Origin of the sequence: Providencia rettgeri (assembly GCF_001874625.1) — a bacterium.
GTDB classification, from domain to species: domain Bacteria; phylum Pseudomonadota; class Gammaproteobacteria; order Enterobacterales; family Enterobacteriaceae; genus Providencia; species Providencia huashanensis.
Genome location: NZ_CP017671.1, coordinates 1649348 through 1664254, shown reverse-complemented (window position 1 = coordinate 1664254; position 14907 = coordinate 1649348). Strand labels below are relative to the sequence as shown.

General features: G+C 37.8%; 16 protein-coding genes and 4 pseudogenes. 10 read left to right on the top strand and 10 right to left on the bottom strand.

The window, feature by feature from the left end; all coding sequences use genetic code 11:
• Positions 1 to 7 precede the first annotated feature (7 nt).
• The 4 genes from motB to flhD form a co-directional block, all read right to left on the bottom strand.
• On the bottom strand, positions 8 to 925 hold the full coding sequence (motB, locus tag RB151_RS07335) for a flagellar motor protein MotB (RefSeq protein ID WP_042844285.1): 918 nt from the start codon (positions 923 to 925) through the stop codon (positions 8 to 10).
• A 7-nt stretch (positions 926 to 932) separates the two neighbouring features.
• A complete protein-coding gene (gene motA, locus RB151_RS07330) occupies positions 933 to 1820 on the bottom strand; it encodes a flagellar motor stator protein MotA (RefSeq protein WP_042844286.1) in 888 nt (295 codons plus the stop codon).
• A 96-nt stretch (positions 1821 to 1916) separates the two neighbouring features.
• Complete coding sequence (gene flhC / locus RB151_RS07325; RefSeq protein ID WP_042844287.1) at positions 1917 to 2507, bottom strand: flagellar transcriptional regulator FlhC; 591 nt, start codon at positions 2505 to 2507, stop codon at positions 1917 to 1919.
• The gene (flhD, locus tag RB151_RS07320; protein WP_042844288.1) at positions 2504 to 2854 is read right to left on the bottom strand and encodes a flagellar transcriptional regulator FlhD; all 351 of its coding nucleotides are present in this window, start codon (positions 2852 to 2854) and stop codon (positions 2504 to 2506) included. The genes flhC and flhD overlap by 4 nt, the downstream gene beginning before the upstream one ends.
• Positions 2855 to 4503: 1649 nt before the next feature.
• Between flhD and RB151_RS07315 the strand changes: the two genes are divergently transcribed.
• Positions 4504 to 4932 (top strand): hypothetical protein, encoded by a 429-nt coding sequence (locus tag RB151_RS07315; protein WP_071547927.1) that lies wholly within the window; start codon positions 4504 to 4506, stop codon positions 4930 to 4932.
• A gap of 138 nt (positions 4933 to 5070) precedes the next feature.
• On the opposite strand, the gene RB151_RS07310 is transcribed toward RB151_RS07315, so the two are convergent.
• Together RB151_RS07310 and RB151_RS07305 are read right to left on the bottom strand one after the other, a co-directional pair.
• Positions 5071 to 5283: a hypothetical protein gene (locus RB151_RS07310; RefSeq protein ID WP_042844290.1), complete on the bottom strand. Its 213-nt coding sequence runs from the start codon at positions 5281 to 5283 to the stop codon at positions 5071 to 5073.
• Positions 5284 to 5375: 92 nt separating this feature from the next.
• Complete coding sequence (locus RB151_RS07305) at positions 5376 to 5732, bottom strand: hypothetical protein (RefSeq protein ID WP_042844291.1); 357 nt, start codon at positions 5730 to 5732, stop codon at positions 5376 to 5378.
• A gap of 352 nt (positions 5733 to 6084) precedes the next feature.
• On the opposite strand from RB151_RS07305, the gene RB151_RS07300 reads away from it, so the two are divergent.
• The gene (locus RB151_RS07300; RefSeq protein WP_048606782.1) at positions 6085 to 6300 is read left to right on the top strand and encodes a hypothetical protein; all 216 of its coding nucleotides are present in this window, start codon (positions 6085 to 6087) and stop codon (positions 6298 to 6300) included.
• Positions 6301 to 7311: 1011 nt separating this feature from the next.
• Complete coding sequence (locus RB151_RS22900) at positions 7312 to 8448, top strand: hypothetical protein (protein WP_052219422.1); 1137 nt, start codon at positions 7312 to 7314, stop codon at positions 8446 to 8448.
• 46 nt (positions 8449 to 8494) lie between these two features.
• Here RB151_RS22900 and RB151_RS24210 read toward each other — a convergent pair whose 3' ends face one another.
• Positions 8495 to 8626 carry a hypothetical protein gene (locus RB151_RS24210; RefSeq protein WP_257786027.1) on the bottom strand — a complete coding sequence of 44 codons (132 nt, stop codon included), beginning with the start codon at positions 8624 to 8626 and terminating at the stop codon, positions 8495 to 8497.
• Positions 8627 to 8758: 132 nt separating this feature from the next.
• On the opposite strand from RB151_RS24210, the pseudogene RB151_RS23605 reads away from it, so the two are divergent.
• Positions 8759 to 8881: pseudogene (locus tag RB151_RS23605) on the top strand (integrase); the annotation flags it as partial.
• 391 nt (positions 8882 to 9272) lie between these two features.
• Positions 9273 to 10409 carry a hypothetical protein gene (locus RB151_RS07290; RefSeq protein ID WP_081363943.1) on the top strand — a complete coding sequence of 379 codons (1137 nt, stop codon included), beginning with the start codon at positions 9273 to 9275 and terminating at the stop codon, positions 10407 to 10409.
• A 46-nt stretch (positions 10410 to 10455) separates the two neighbouring features.
• Here RB151_RS07290 and RB151_RS24205 read toward each other — a convergent pair whose 3' ends face one another.
• Complete coding sequence (locus tag RB151_RS24205) at positions 10456 to 10590, bottom strand: hypothetical protein (protein WP_257786026.1); 135 nt, start codon at positions 10588 to 10590, stop codon at positions 10456 to 10458.
• A gap of 132 nt (positions 10591 to 10722) precedes the next feature.
• Between RB151_RS24205 and RB151_RS23600 the strand changes: the two are divergent.
• Both RB151_RS23600 and RB151_RS22895 read left to right on the top strand, forming a co-directional pair.
• Positions 10723 to 10872, top strand: a pseudogene (locus RB151_RS23600) (integrase); the annotation flags it as partial.
• A gap of 375 nt (positions 10873 to 11247) precedes the next feature.
• Complete coding sequence (locus RB151_RS22895; RefSeq protein WP_052219421.1) at positions 11248 to 12384, top strand: hypothetical protein; 1137 nt, start codon at positions 11248 to 11250, stop codon at positions 12382 to 12384.
• Between the two features lie 46 nt (positions 12385 to 12430).
• On the opposite strand, the gene RB151_RS24200 is transcribed toward RB151_RS22895, so the two are convergent.
• Positions 12431 to 12565 (bottom strand): hypothetical protein, encoded by a 135-nt coding sequence (locus tag RB151_RS24200; RefSeq protein WP_257786025.1) that lies wholly within the window; start codon positions 12563 to 12565, stop codon positions 12431 to 12433.
• Positions 12566 to 12697: 132 nt separating this feature from the next.
• On the opposite strand from RB151_RS24200, the pseudogene RB151_RS24195 reads away from it, so the two are divergent.
• Both RB151_RS24195 and RB151_RS22890 read left to right on the top strand, forming a co-directional pair.
• Positions 12698 to 12820: pseudogene (locus tag RB151_RS24195) on the top strand (integrase); the annotation flags it as partial.
• Between the two features lie 390 nt (positions 12821 to 13210).
• Complete coding sequence (locus tag RB151_RS22890) at positions 13211 to 14344, top strand: hypothetical protein (protein WP_081363942.1); 1134 nt, start codon at positions 13211 to 13213, stop codon at positions 14342 to 14344.
• Positions 14345 to 14390: 46 nt separating this feature from the next.
• On the opposite strand, the gene RB151_RS24190 is transcribed toward RB151_RS22890, so the two are convergent.
• A complete protein-coding gene (locus tag RB151_RS24190; RefSeq protein ID WP_257786025.1) occupies positions 14391 to 14525 on the bottom strand; it encodes a hypothetical protein in 135 nt (44 codons plus the stop codon).
• Positions 14526 to 14657: 132 nt separating this feature from the next.
• Here RB151_RS24190 and RB151_RS24185 point away from each other — a divergent pair.
• Positions 14658 to 14780, top strand: a pseudogene (locus RB151_RS24185) (integrase); the annotation flags it as partial.
• Between the last annotated feature and the right edge of the window lie 127 nt (positions 14781 to 14907).

Genomic DNA, 14907 nt, shown 5'->3' with positions numbered 1-14907 from the left:
TGATTTATCACGGTATTTTTACCGCAGATATTTCATCCACAATGGGGTCAGACGATATTTTTTGCGGTTTATTCAGCACATCGTTGATGGGTTTTGCCCCACTGTATTCACGTAATATTTGTTTTGCATCTTCATCATTTAACACGATAATGCTTATCCGGCGGTTAATAGGTGCAAGTCCATCTTCGGTATCTAAATGGATTGCAGATGCCATTCCTACAACTCGTAGTACCTTGTTTTCATCCATCCCTCCACGAATTAACTCACGACGAGAAGCGTTTGCTCGGTCAGATGACAGCTCCCAGTTACTATAATTTGCCCCATTAGCATAAGGTAAATCATCCGTATGACCGGAAATGCTGATACGGTTTGGGACATCATTCAGAAGCGGTGCAATCGCACGTAGGATATCGCGCATATAAGGCTCAACAGTGGCAGACCCCACTTTAAACATGGGTCGATTTTCACTATCAACAATTTGGATACGTAAACCATCATTAATCATATCAATGAGCAAATGTGGTTTTAATTCGTTCAAACGAGGGTCTTTTAAAATGGCTTGTTCAAGGGACTTTTTTAATTTTTCAAAGCGATAATTTGCGTCACCGTCAATAATATTGTTTGGTTCTGGCATCACATCCCCTTCGCGGAAAATAGGGTCTTTACCACCACCGGGAATTGGGTTTGTAGCATCCCCACTTTTTTTACCTGGGTTAATTGCGGTACTTAATGGGGTGCGAAAATACTCAGCAATCTGAGTCAGTTCCTGAGGACTTGAAATTGAGATCAGCCACATCACGAGAAAGAACGCCATCATTGCAGTCATAAAATCGGCATAAGCAATTTTCCATGAACCGCCATGGCCACTTTGCCGATGTGAATTACGCTTTTTAACTCGGATAATATGAGGAGTATTGGCTGCCATCCTAATGCTACTCCTCAGTCGTTTCTTGTGTGCGAGCGCCTACTTTCACCTCACGAACTCTATCCTCAAGTTCAACAAAGGAAGGTCTATCTACGCTAAAGAGTACTTTACGACCAAACTCAACGGCGATTTGCGGCGCATAACCTTGTAATGCTGAAAGAAAGGTCACCTTAATGCACTCCATCATTTTCAGTTGTTCGCTACTACGCTGCCTAATCAGTGCTGCTAATGGTAGAATAAATCCGTAAGCGACTAAAATACCTAAAAATGTCCCAACCATTGCATGGGCAATTAAAGCGCCTAACTCTCCCGCAGGACGGTCGGCCGAGCCAAGCGCATTCACCACGCCTAAAACTGCAGCAACAATCCCGAATGCAGGCATCGAGTCTCCAACCATGTTTAAACCTGAAGCTGGGACTTCATTTTCTTGACGAAAGGTTTCTAATTCTTCATCCATTAACGCCTCAATTTCATGGCTTTGTAAGTTACTACTTACCATCAGACGCAAATAATCCACCACAAACATCATGGTTGTTTCATCTTTTAAAATACGAGGATATTGGGAAAAAATTTCACTTTCTTGCGGGTTCTCAATATCTTTCTCAAGGGCAAGTAACCCTTGTTGACGTGATTTATTGAGTAATTGAAATAACAACGCCATTAAATCCATCGACATGGTTTTGTTATAAGAAGAACGGCGAAAGAGTTTTGGTAATACTTTGCACAAAGCGATGATAGATTTGCCACTGTTACCAACAACAAACGCACCTAAACCTGCGCCTAAAATAATGACAAATTCAGCTGGTTGATATAACGCACCTAAATGGCCACCGACCATTATATATCCGCCAATAACCGCTACTGTAACAATGAGATACCCGATGAGTATTAACACAATATTCCCTTTCACTCCGTTGGTTAACAGATGGCAGTCAAAGGGAATTTTGGAAATGACAGGCAAAAAGCTTTGCCTGTTGACCAATCAATCCAATTACATTACCGCTTTAGTAATGCCATCTTGTCGATATACCGTAATATCGGCTAGATGCTCGGAAAGTTTACGTTTTTTTATTGCTCTTGATGGCGGCTGGCATAAACTGCAAGTGAAACTGTTTTCAGGGATATGTGCATAAGTAATAAATGACCCATGGCAACAACTGCATTGTGAACTTTGCAACATGCCACTTTCAACAAAACGGACAAGCGTCCAAGCACGCGTTAAAGCTAACAAAGGTTCCTGATCAGGCTCTGGAATACATTGCTCAAGGTATAACCGATACGCTTTTAATATGGCATCAACCCCTTTGCATTGGCCACTTTTGAGTAAAAATTGATAAGCATTATAAAACATGGATGAATGAATATTTTGCTCCCATGTCATAAACCAATCTGTCGAAAAAGGTAGCATTCCTTTTGGTGGAGGGCAGCCTCTTAGCTCTTTGTACAAACGAACTAATCGGCCACGACTGATTTGAGTTTCGCTTTCTAACATTTGAAGACGAGCCCCTAAAGAGATTAACTCCATTGCTAAGCGAATATCATTCGCTTCTTTAACAATACTTTTCTCAGCTGCGGTACTCATCTTTTTCTCGCTATTTCATTGTCGCCTTCATTATGCGTTTGCAATAATCGGGTCGAAAGTAAGATACCTGTATGAATTTGTTGCAATTCATCCACCCTTGAATCACGAGTTAGCTTTTCTATCGTATCGCTATTCTCAAATCTAAACTGACAGATTAGCTGGTTTGTTTCTGCTAATTTGACTAATTGAGGAAGCGTGAGTTCTGCTAAAGTAGTTGCCATTGCATCAGAGATACCTAAACGGAACATCGCAGAGGCTTTCTCTTGAGAGATGAGTTTTTGGGCTAATAGCAAATATGAGAGGTTAATATCGTATATATGCTTCAGAAAATCTGTCGTCGAGCTCATTTTTTTTCCTTTACGAATATTTATCAACATCTGTGTGCAAAAAGAACAAATATGAATTTGAAAGTATTGTGTGTAGCCAAATTATTAAATATAAAAAGTAATTAAATTGGGTATATGTATTCCATTACTTTCCCATGTTGTCCATTGGTGAATACCCAGTTTGGAGTATAAAAACACAAAGTTTCAAACTTAAATTAAATACATTTCCTGAATACCTACAACAATAAAGAATGACTAGAAAGTTAGCATTTTCAGTAAAAGTCAGAATTTGCCGATGTCATTATTAGTCGTCAATTATTATGCACCACTAAATTAACTATTCAAGGTACTTATGTTTCTTTTTGTACCATTGGGATGATTACCCATTAATTCATTAAATAATCTTTATTATTTCTTTATCTTCTTTCATCTTATCCCAAATATCTACAACATTTTGAATCAACCTAAGGTAAATGGCAGGATTTTAATCAATCTCTTCACTCTCCTCATGTGATAACTAAGCAATAAAAACCAATCACAACATCAAAACCAACATATTGATCCAAATCAAGGTTTGGTATTGAGAAACTGAATTGTTGAAATTACATTTAAGTCAATATCGGCATAAGGGGAATAAAATTTAGTCATTAATTTTCAATGTGTTTAATTGAAAAACGAACCATCATTCAAAATTATTCAATCGTGTATAGATAAAAAATAATTATATTGTCATACATATTATCGCCACTCCACACAAATTTCATTAGAATCATTAAACATTGTCTATTATATAGTCACATCATAATATTAATAAAATTAATTAACTTTGTGAGTATTGTATATAATCAATCATTTAACTTAAAATTTATTGTTATATATTTTTGTTTATTTTATATTTTCAGTAATCATCTTGTTATTACTTCATTAAAGTCTATTTTTGTATTAATTCGATTTTATTTTTCTATTTAAATAGTCGAATATTTATTTTTTTTAATAAAATGATCAACCTACGATAACTAATCTCTTTTATCATTTTGAGAAAAAATAGAGGTTTCAATTAAGAACATTCTGTTCAGGATATGTTTTTTGTATCATTTTAATATACTCAAAATATGATCAAAATAATTGCCGATAAACACATTTTTACTGGTAACAATACTTATTTTTTTAAATGGCACCCAACTGTACACTGCCCACCTAATAACTATATGTTATTATTTACAAAGATTACTATATACTTTTATTTTAACTAATGGTGCTGACTAAAAACCAAATCTAAGTAAACCCCGTAATTCAATAACAACAACAATAAAAATAAATTAATTTTATTTAAAATAATTCAGTTAAAATAATGCTTATAAAAGATACAAATTTTGCTGCATTTTAAGCTTAAAAATATTGTTAAGTTTGTGACCTAATTCACATATATTTCTTGTCTTTCTTAATAGTTTCCGAATAAAACTATTCCGCTATTGATACATTTGTGTTAAGGCGACCATATAAAAAATTATCGGCCTTCCCATCAGGTTTTTAGCTAGTCTGTTTTTCCTTGGCCTACCTTATAATGGTTAGAGTTAAGCATACAAACTCGGAAGTCATGTGTTATCCCTTGTTTTACCCTCAAGCAAATGCAACACTTCCTCCCTCATTAAAAAAGCAAAAGGAAAGGTATGTTTACTTATCAAGCAACAGTCGAGTTTGTCGAGGAAGAAGGAGCATATGAAATCAGTTTTGCTGATTTTCCTGATCTTCAAGGTGTGAGCTATTGTAGAGAAGATGTTGAATTAGAAGCCCAAGAAATATTATTAGCCACTTTTGCAGAGTATATTGAAGGGAAAAAACGAATACCTACGCCAACTCAACCAACTGAGAATGCATTCACTGTCTACCTACCAATAACTTGCTGCCTAAAAATTGCCTTACATAATGCGATTCTAGATTCAAAAATTCAACGACTCGATATCGCCCGTAGGTTAAATATCAATGCGCAGCAGATAGAACGCTTACTCGATATCCATTATGCTTCTAAGCTCGATATTTTAGAGCAAGCTTTGTATTTATTAGGTTATGAAGCCTCAGTCACAGTTACCCCAAGGTAGTATTGAGGCCATTCATATTGGCGTATTGAAATATAATTGTATGGTTTAACTGGTGGTTTTCACCACCAGAAAATCACTTGTTTTAGTGATAAAAGAAAGGTTTATAACATACAGTTTTAAAAAACACTTAACAAAAAGTTAGTACCTATCAAAAACATCATAATCTGGTTTTTCACCTCTCATCACTGCTCTTTGTTGTTCATGTACAGCTTCTCTATCTATTCTTTTTTGTTCAGATGTGCGCTGATCTTTATGTGGCTTTGGCCATGTTGATTTATTCGCTTCAAAACTAGGATTAAATGTACACCCAGCAATCAAAAAAGAACAAAAAAGTGAAGAAATAAGTTTCATTAAGTCTATTTACCTAAGCGCGTATTAGAAGAAGCAAAACTTATCAGAATTAGAATATCACAACAAGATTGAAAGGTAGGTGTAGCCAGTTATTAAGGCACTATAGGTAGTTGGGTAATAACTAGTTGGGTTTCACTTTGCTTATGACACTCCACCCTATCCCCATCTTTATATATAAAATAATAACGCTTATTGTCACCTAGGGTTTTAATCAAAGAATCACCGTTTAAAAAATCGTAGATATTATATCTTGCATCTTCCTTGCGATACCGGATAGTCGGTCGCGATACAAAAAACTCGCTTCCCCATTTCAAAGTGGTAATTAAATAATTCGTATGTAGCACTGTCATTATTCCACGATCAGGGCAATCCAGTTGATAGGTTTTCATCGCATAAGTAGGTAAACTCATACTGTACAGTAATACAAAAATAGTGATTACCTTTGCCATTTTTACTCCGTAGGTTAGCTTATTGCTCGCATTTCAAGTTAAGCTAACTAGGTTCCTATCTACGTTGTTACAACACAAACATAAAAAACTGATATTCAATACAAGAAAAATGCGTAAAAACTATTTTTCTTATCAAAAAACACCCTCAACCTTGTGTAACATTCTCCAATGCAGCAACAAATTCAGTTAGCTTCGCCTAGATATCTCATACTTTTTTAAACAATCTTTGACTTATCGGTGGGCATTATTTTTTATAGGCTACAACCGTCCCCTCATAGAATATTAAAAAATCATTTTTGGCATAATTATTCACCTTGATGAATCCTACTCTATATGTTTATTGAAGTACGCAATGAAACTGACAGCAATAGACCATGTACATGTGTATGTCGATGGCCTTGACGATGCCATAAAATGGTATAAAGACATTTTATTTTTTGAAGTAACGCCTAAATTTAAGTTTTGGTTTGACCTAGGTGGGCCATTAGTCATCAACAACAATGATGTTCACCTACCCTTATTTAAAAGAACAATCAAAATATTGGTAACACAATCGCTTTTAGCGTAAACAAAGTGACTTTGTTAAGATTTATGGAACATTTGAAACATTGCAATGTTTCAATCTCTGCGGTTGACCATGATGTGTTTATATCTATCTACTTTACTGACTCATATAGTAATATGATATGAAATCATAACGTATAAGCACTTTACGCTATAAAGTTTAAACCGATTAAAAAGCTAACAGAGGTAGTGGAAATTGCGTCCCATAACGGTACACTTAACAATACTTGAAAATGATTTAAAAATCACTTAGTCCCAACCACGTCCCATTACTTTTGTGTCACAATTTATCACAGCCACTTACTCATCCATTTTCTTCTCCTATATTGCTGGTGCTCAGTTGCATTAATTAAAATAGTGAGCCACCTCACAAAGAGTTAGTGTTCATCTATGTTTTCTATAAAACTGAGACAGAAAGCAAAATTATTCATACCAACGAGTTTATACCCCACAAAAAAATAAATATAACAACCTGATATATAAAACAAAAAAGGCAATCCACATTAGGCTTTCTTAATATGAGTTCAGTATTCAAGGTATCAAATCTAAAGGTAGGATGAGTTATAAAAAATAAAAAGCTCGGTGAATTTATTAAATCCTTGCGGATAGCCCAAAATATCTCAACTAAAGAAATGATAAAATACCTAGACGTGCTTGAAACTAAATATATTCAATATGAAAATGGAAAATAATCAATATTCGTAGATGACCTATCCATGATAACAGGTATTCTGGATGTGAGTATTCAAGACTTATTGGATGCATATAGCAAGTAAAGTCACTCTCTGCGGCTTTTTTCTATCTTATTACACAAAGTATCATATTCACTAATACACTCAGAACACACATTGCTGAACGGATAAAAAATATAACTCTACTCTTACCCATTATAAATGTATCCATTACTTACAAATGCTAATACAAATTCTCTCTTAGCATTTCGTTATATGCTCTACAATACACTATTATACTTATTTTACGCTTATATTGACTTTCTACAGCAGGCATAACGAATATGAAAAAAACATTACTCTTGCTCAGCACCTTATTAACCCTATCCACACAGAGTCATGCCATTGAATTAAAAGTGCCGGTTGGTGCAACTGGATATTTAGGAGAGGTTGTTCCTCCTGTTGCAGTAACTACAACCTACCTTATAACATCAGCGGTGCTTGAAGCCAATACTTATCATTATGGACTTAGCATCACTGAACGCTATGTCGTTTCAGGGTTACCCTATTATTCTGAAATAGGCACAACGGGTATTCCCTTTGTCAATGAGGACGACCCTAACGGTGCGATGATTGTACTTACCGTCAATGGAGCCTTTAATGCACAATTTATGCGCGATTATGGGGCAATGCAACATGTTTCTGCAACTCTTAATAAGACGAAAATAACTTCATTGAATGGACTTTATATTTTCAATAATGCCTATGAAAAAGGGGAGGGCTCTTGGGGGATAAACCCGAGAAGTGGCAATAAAAAATTTTTTAAACCTACAGGTATTAATGATAGTCAAAATGCATCGGTCTTTACTGTATCAAGTTATTCTGCTTATGCTGTTGGCGGTAAGTTAAAACCGGGGACATATAAATTGCGCTCAACTATTGACTCGGTAGCTTTGCGAGCTACATCTGGTGGCATAATTAGTGAAAGTCGACCCGTTTTATTTACTCGCGGTGATAACTTCACTATCACCGCACTCAAAGCGTGCAGAGTCACCCCTATAACACAAACTGATATTACTTTTCCAACACAATTAAGCCAGAATTTCCCGACACCGAAAAAATTAGCCAGTAACCTAGCTTCTATACAGGTAAGCTGTAACGAGGCCGGAAAGGAAGGCTTTTTAACGTTATCCCCCGGGAATGCACTGGTGGAAAATAGCACCACAGGAATGGTGTTAACGAGTAGCACTGCTAATGCTGTAGCAGACTTGCCTTATATCGCCACATCATTAAGCTCTCAAAGTGATACTGTTTGTAATGCTAACTCATCTGACGCAATTTCATACTTAAACAGCCACTCGTTATCAACGCTTCCTAGCCAAAACTTTATTAAGTCGTTATATTTTAATTTATGCGCTCTAGGCAATGTTAAGCCGGGCTCCTACAAAGGACATGTGAATGTCTCTATTTTGATAGAATAAGTTGATTAAACCAATGCGCCAGCTTAAGTCGTTGGCGCATTGATTTTTATTGTTGCTCTACCTGTTCCGCAGATTCCTGCTCTGCCCTTTCCGCTTCCTCTGCTGCACGTTTAGCTTCTATCTTAGCGAGTCTCTCAGCTTCAGCTTGCTTTTGATTGTAGAGTAAGTTACTAGGCATATTTACACGCACGTCAATCCAGTGACCATTTGGAATATCGCAAGGGCCTCGCTTTCTAATTCGTCGCCGTTTTCGTTTTGGTACTCGGGATAAGTGGTGATGCAGTCAAGCACAATCTATCATGGGGATTTCGGGTGGGAAAACATTAAAATGGTTCTACGATATGCACACTTAACACCAGATCACTTAGCCAAACACGCCAAGCAAATTGATACAATATTTAATGCTCACGTCCCAAATGGTACGCATAAGTAACGCAACCAACACCTAACTTATTGAAAAACTTGGTGGGTTGTGGGGGCTCGAACCCCCGACCTAATGATTCAGCGTTTTCATTTCCATAATTAACCATTTGATTTAAGGGATTAATTAGCTTTCACACTCACATATTCGTGCCAGATAGTGACATTCTAGTGACACTATACTGATACGCCAGTAAATTCCACTCTCATTTTTGTGTCACAATTTAGGCACAGTCTCCTCTTCACCTGCTTTCAATATAATTCCATTCTTACTCATTATAAATGTATCCATTACTTACAAATGCTAATACAAATTCTCTCTTAGCACTTCGTTATATGCCCTACAATACACCATTACACTTATTTTACGCTTATATTGACTTTCTACAGCAGGCATAACTAATATGAGAAAAACATTACTCTTGCTCAGCACCTTATTAACCCTATCCACACAGAGTCATGCCATTGAATTAAAAGTGCCGGTTGGTGCAACTGGATATTTAGGAGAGGTTGTTCCTCCAGTCGCGTCAACTACAGCCTACTTGACAACAACTTCGGTGCTTGAAGACAATACTTTTCATTATGGAATTCGTGTCACTGAAGGGTTTCACGTTAAAGGGTTACCCTATTACGATGAAATAGGCACAACGGGTATTCCCTTTGTCAATGAAGATGACCCTAACGGTGCGATGATTGTACTTACTGTCAATGGAGCCTTAAATGCACAATTTAAGCGCTATGATGGGTCCATACAACATGTTTCTGCAACTCTCAATAAGACGAAATTAACTTCATTGAATGGACTTTATATATTCAATAGTCCCAATGAAAAAGGGGAAGGCTCTTGGGGGATAAACCCGAGAGGTGGCAGTAAATACTTTTTTGAACCTACAGCTTTATCTAATAACAAGAAAAACCCAGCGGTCTTTACTGTATCAAGTTATTCTGCTTATGCTGTTGGCGGTAAGCTAAAGGCGGGGACATATAGATTGCGCTCAACTATTGACTCGATATCTTTAACCACTAACGCCCACTTAATTTCTCAAGGTCAACCCCTTTTATTTTCTCGGGGTGATAACGTCACTATCACCGCACTCAAAGCGTGCAGAGTCACCCCTATAACACAAACTGATATTACTTTTCCAACACAATTAAGCCAGAATTTCCCGACACCGAAAAAATTAGCCAGTAACCTAGCTTCTATACAGGTAAGCTGTAACGAGGCCGGAAAGGAAGGCTTTTTAACGTTATCCCCCGGGAATGCACTGGTGGAAAATAGCACCACAGGAATGGTGTTAACGAGTAGCACTGCTAATGCTGTAGCAGACTTGCCTTATATCGCCACATCATTAAGCTCTCAAAGTGATACTGTTTGTAATGCTAACTCATCTGACGCAATTTCATACTTAAACAGCCACTCGTTATCAGCGCTTCCTAGCCAAAACTTTATTAAGTCGTTATATTTTAATTTATGCGCTCTAGGCAATGTTAAGCCGGGCTCCTACAAAGGGCATGTGAATGTCTCTATTTTGATAGAATAAGTTGATTAAACCAATGCGCCAGCTTAAGTCGTTGGCGCATTGATTTTTATTGTTGCTCTACCTGTTCTGCCGCTACCTTTGCTGCACGTTTAGCTTCTTCTTCCGCTAATCGCTCTGCTTCTAGCTTAGCGAGCCTCTCAGCCTCAGCTTGCTTTTGATTGTAGAGTAAGTTACTAGGCATATTTACACGCACGTCAATCCAGTGACCATTTGGAATATCGCAAGGGCCTCGCTTTCTAATTCGTCGCCGTTTTCGTTCTGGTACTCGGGATAAGTGGTGATGCAGTCAAGCCCAATCTATCATGGGGATTTCGGGTGGGAAAACATTAAAATGGTTCTACGATATGCACACTTAACACCAGATCACCTAGCCAAACACGCCAAGCAAATTGATACAATATTTAATGCTCACGTCCCAAATACGTCCCAAATGGTACGCATAAGTAACCCAACCAACACCTAACTTATTGAAAAACTTGGTGGGTTGTGGGGGGCTCGAACCCCCGACCTAATGATTAAGCGTTTTCATTTCCATAATTAACCATTTGATTTAAGGGATTAATTAGCTTTCACACTCACATATTCGTGCCAGATAGTGACATTCTAGTGACACTATACTGATACGCCAGTAAATTCCACTCTCATTTTTGTGTCACAATTTGGCACAGTCTCCTCTTCACCTGCTTTCAATATAATTCCATTCTTACTCATTATAAATGTATCCATTACTTACAAATGCTAATACAAATTCTCTCTTAGCACTTCGTTATATGCCCTACAATACACCATTACACTTATTTTACGCTTATATTGATTTTCTACAGCAGGCATAACGAATATGAAAAAAACATTACTCTTGCTCAGCACCTTATTAACCCTATCCACACAGAGTCATGCCATTGAATTAAAAGTGCCGGTTGGTGCAACTGGATATTTAGGAGAGGTTGTTCCTCCTGTTGCAGTAACTACAGCCTACCTTATAACAATTTCGACGCTTGAAGCCAATACTGATTATTATGGACTTAGCATCACTGAAGGCAATGTCGTTTCAGGGTTACCCTATTATTCTGAAATAGGCACAACGGGTATTCCCTTTGTCAACGAAAATGACCCTAAAGGTCCGATGATTGTACTTACTGTCAATGGAGCCTTAAATGCACAATTTAAGCGCTATTATGGGTCAATGCAACATGTTTCCGCAACCCTCAATAGGTCAAAAACCACCTCATTGAATGGACTTTATATTTACAATGGTCCCTATCGAGATGCAGATATCTCTTGGGGGATAAACCCGAGAAGTGGCAGTAAAAATTTTTTTGAATCTACAGGTATTAATGGTAGTCAAAACGCATCGGTCTTTACTGTATCAAGTTATTCTGCTTATGCTGTTGGCGGTAAGTTAAAACCGGGAACATATAAATTACGCTCAACTATTAACTCGGTAGCTTTGCGAGCTACATCTTCTGGCGTAACTAGTGAAAGTCGACCCGTTTTATTTTCTCGGGGTGATAACGTCACTATCACTGCACTCAAAGCGTGCAGAGTCACCCCTATAACACAAACTGATATTACTTTTCCAACACAATTAAGCCAGAATTTCCCGACACCGAAAAAATTAGCCAGTAACCTAGCTTCTATACAGGTAAGCTGTAACGAGGCCGGAAAGGAAGGCTTTTTAACGTTATCCCCCGGGAATGCACTGGTGGAAAATAGCACCACAGGAATGGTGTTAACGAGTAGCACTGCTAATGCTGTAGCAGACTTGCCTTATATCGCCACATCATTAAGCTCTCAAAGTGATACTGTTTGTAATGCTAACTCATCTGACGCAATTTCATACTTAAACAGCCACTCGTTATCAACGCTTCCTAGCCAAAACTTTATTAAGTCGTTATATTTTAATTTATGCGCTCTAGGCAATGTTAAGCCGGGCTCCTACAAAGGGCATGTGAATGTCTCTATTTTGATAGAATAAGTTGATTAAACCAATGCGCCAGCTTAAGTCGTTGGCGCATTGATTTTTATTGTTGCTCTACCTGTTCTGCCGCTTCCTTTGCTGCACGTTTAGCTTCTTCTTCCGCTAATCGCTCTGCTTCTAGCTTAGCGAGTCTCTCAGCTTCAGCTTGCTTTTGATTGTAGAGTAAGTTACTAGGCATATTTACACGCACGTCAATCCAGTGACCATTTGGAATATCGCAAGGGCCTCGCTTTCTAATTCGTCGCCGTTTTCGTTTTGGTACTCGGGATAAGTGGTGATGCAGTCAAGCCCAATCTATCATGGGGATTTCGGGTGGAAAAACATTAAAATGGTTCTACGATATGCACACTTAACACCAGATCACTTAGCCAAACACACCAAGCAAATTGATACAATATTTAATGCTCACGTCCCAAATGGTACGCATAAGTAACGCAACCAACACCTAACTTATTGAAAAACTTGGTAGGTTGTGGCGAGTTCGCCCCCGTCCTAATGATTAAGCGTTTTCATTTCCATAATTAACCATTTGATTTAAGGGATTAATTAGCTTTCACACTCACATATTCGTGCCAGATAGTGACATTCTAGTGACACTATACTGATACGCCAGTAAATTCCACTCTCATTTTTGTGTCACAATTTAGGCACAGTCTCCTCTTCACCTGCTTTCAATATAGTTCCATTCTTACTCATTATAAATGTATCCATTACTTACAAATGCTAATACAAATTCTCTCTTAGCACTTCGTTATATGCCCTACAATACACCATTACACTTATTTTACGCTTATATTGACTTTCTACAGCAGGCATAACGAATATGAAAAAAACATTACTCTTGCTCAGCACCTTATTAACCCTATCCACACAGAGTCATGCCATTGAATTAAAAGTGCCGGTTGGTGCAACTGGATATTTAGGAGAGGTTGTTCCTCCAGTCGCGGTAGTTACATCTTATCTTCCAACAAAAACAGATCTTGAGGCTAATAGAAACCATTATGGGATAAACACTCGGGAAAGTCATACTATTCTTTCAATTGACTATTTTAACGAAATAGACGCAACTGGCATTCCCTTTATCAATATAGATGACCCTAAAGGTGCGATGATTGTACTTACTATCAATGGAGTTCTAAATGCACAATTTACCCGCTATGATGGGTCAATACAGCATGTTTCTGCAACCTACAATAGGTCAAAAGCCACCTCATTAAATGGGCTTTATATTTTCAATAATGCCTATGCAAAAGGGGATACTAACTTAGGAATAAACCCCAAAAGTGGACAAAAAAACTTTTTTAAAAAGGATAGTTCTTCTCGGGAAAACCCAGCCATATTTACTGTATCAAGTTATTCTGCTTATGCTGTTGGCGGTAAGTTAAAACCGGGAACATATAAATTACGCCCCACTATTAGCGGAGTAACTTTATGGGCCGGGTCATATAATACTTCCCACGAAGGAACGCCCAACTTATTCACTCAGGCCGATAACGTCACTATCACCGCACTCAAAGCGTGCAGAGTCACCCCTATAACACAAACTGATATTACTTTTCCAACACAATTAAGCCAGAATTTCCCGACACCGAAAAAATTAGCCAGTAACCTAGCTTCTATACAGGTAAGCTGTAACGAGGCCGGAAAGGAAGGCTTTTTAACGTTATCCCCCGGGAATGCACTGGTGGAAAATAGCACCACAGGAATGGTGTTAACGAGTAGCACTGCTAATGCTGTAGCAGACTTGCCTTATATCGCCACATCATTAAGCTCTCAAAGTGATACTGTTTGTAATGCTAACTCATCTGACGCAATTTCATACTTAAACAGCCACTCGTTATCAACGCTTCCTAGCCAAAACTTTATTAAGTCGTTATATTTTAATTTATGCGCTCTAGGCAATGTTAAGCCGGGCTCCTACAAAGGGCATGTGAATGTCTCTATTTTGATAGAATAAGTTGATTAAACCAATGCGCCAGCTTAAGTCGTTGGCGCATTGATTTTTATTGTTGCTCTACCTGTTCTGCCGCTTCCTTTGCTGCACGTTTAGCTTCTTCTTCCGCTAATCGCTCTGCTTCTAGCTTAGCGAGTCTCTCAGCTTCAGCTTGCTTTTGATTGTAGAGTAAGTTACTAGGCATATTTACACGCACGTCAATCCAGTGACCATTTGGAATATCGCAAGGGCCTCGCTTTCTAATTCGTCGCCGTTTTCGTTTTGGTACTCGGGATAAGTGGTGATGCAGTCAAGCCCAATCTATCATGGGGATTTCGGGTGGAAAAACATTAAAATGGTTCTACGATATGCACACTTAACACCAGATCACTTAGCCAAACACACCAAGCAAATTGATACAATATTTAATGCTCACGTCCCAAATGGTACGCATAAGTAACGCAACCAACACCTAACTTATTGAAAAACTTGGTAGGTTGTGGCGAGTTCGCCCCCGTCCTAATGATTAAGCGTTTTCATTTCCATAATTAACCATTTGATTTAAGGGATTAATTAGCTTTCACACT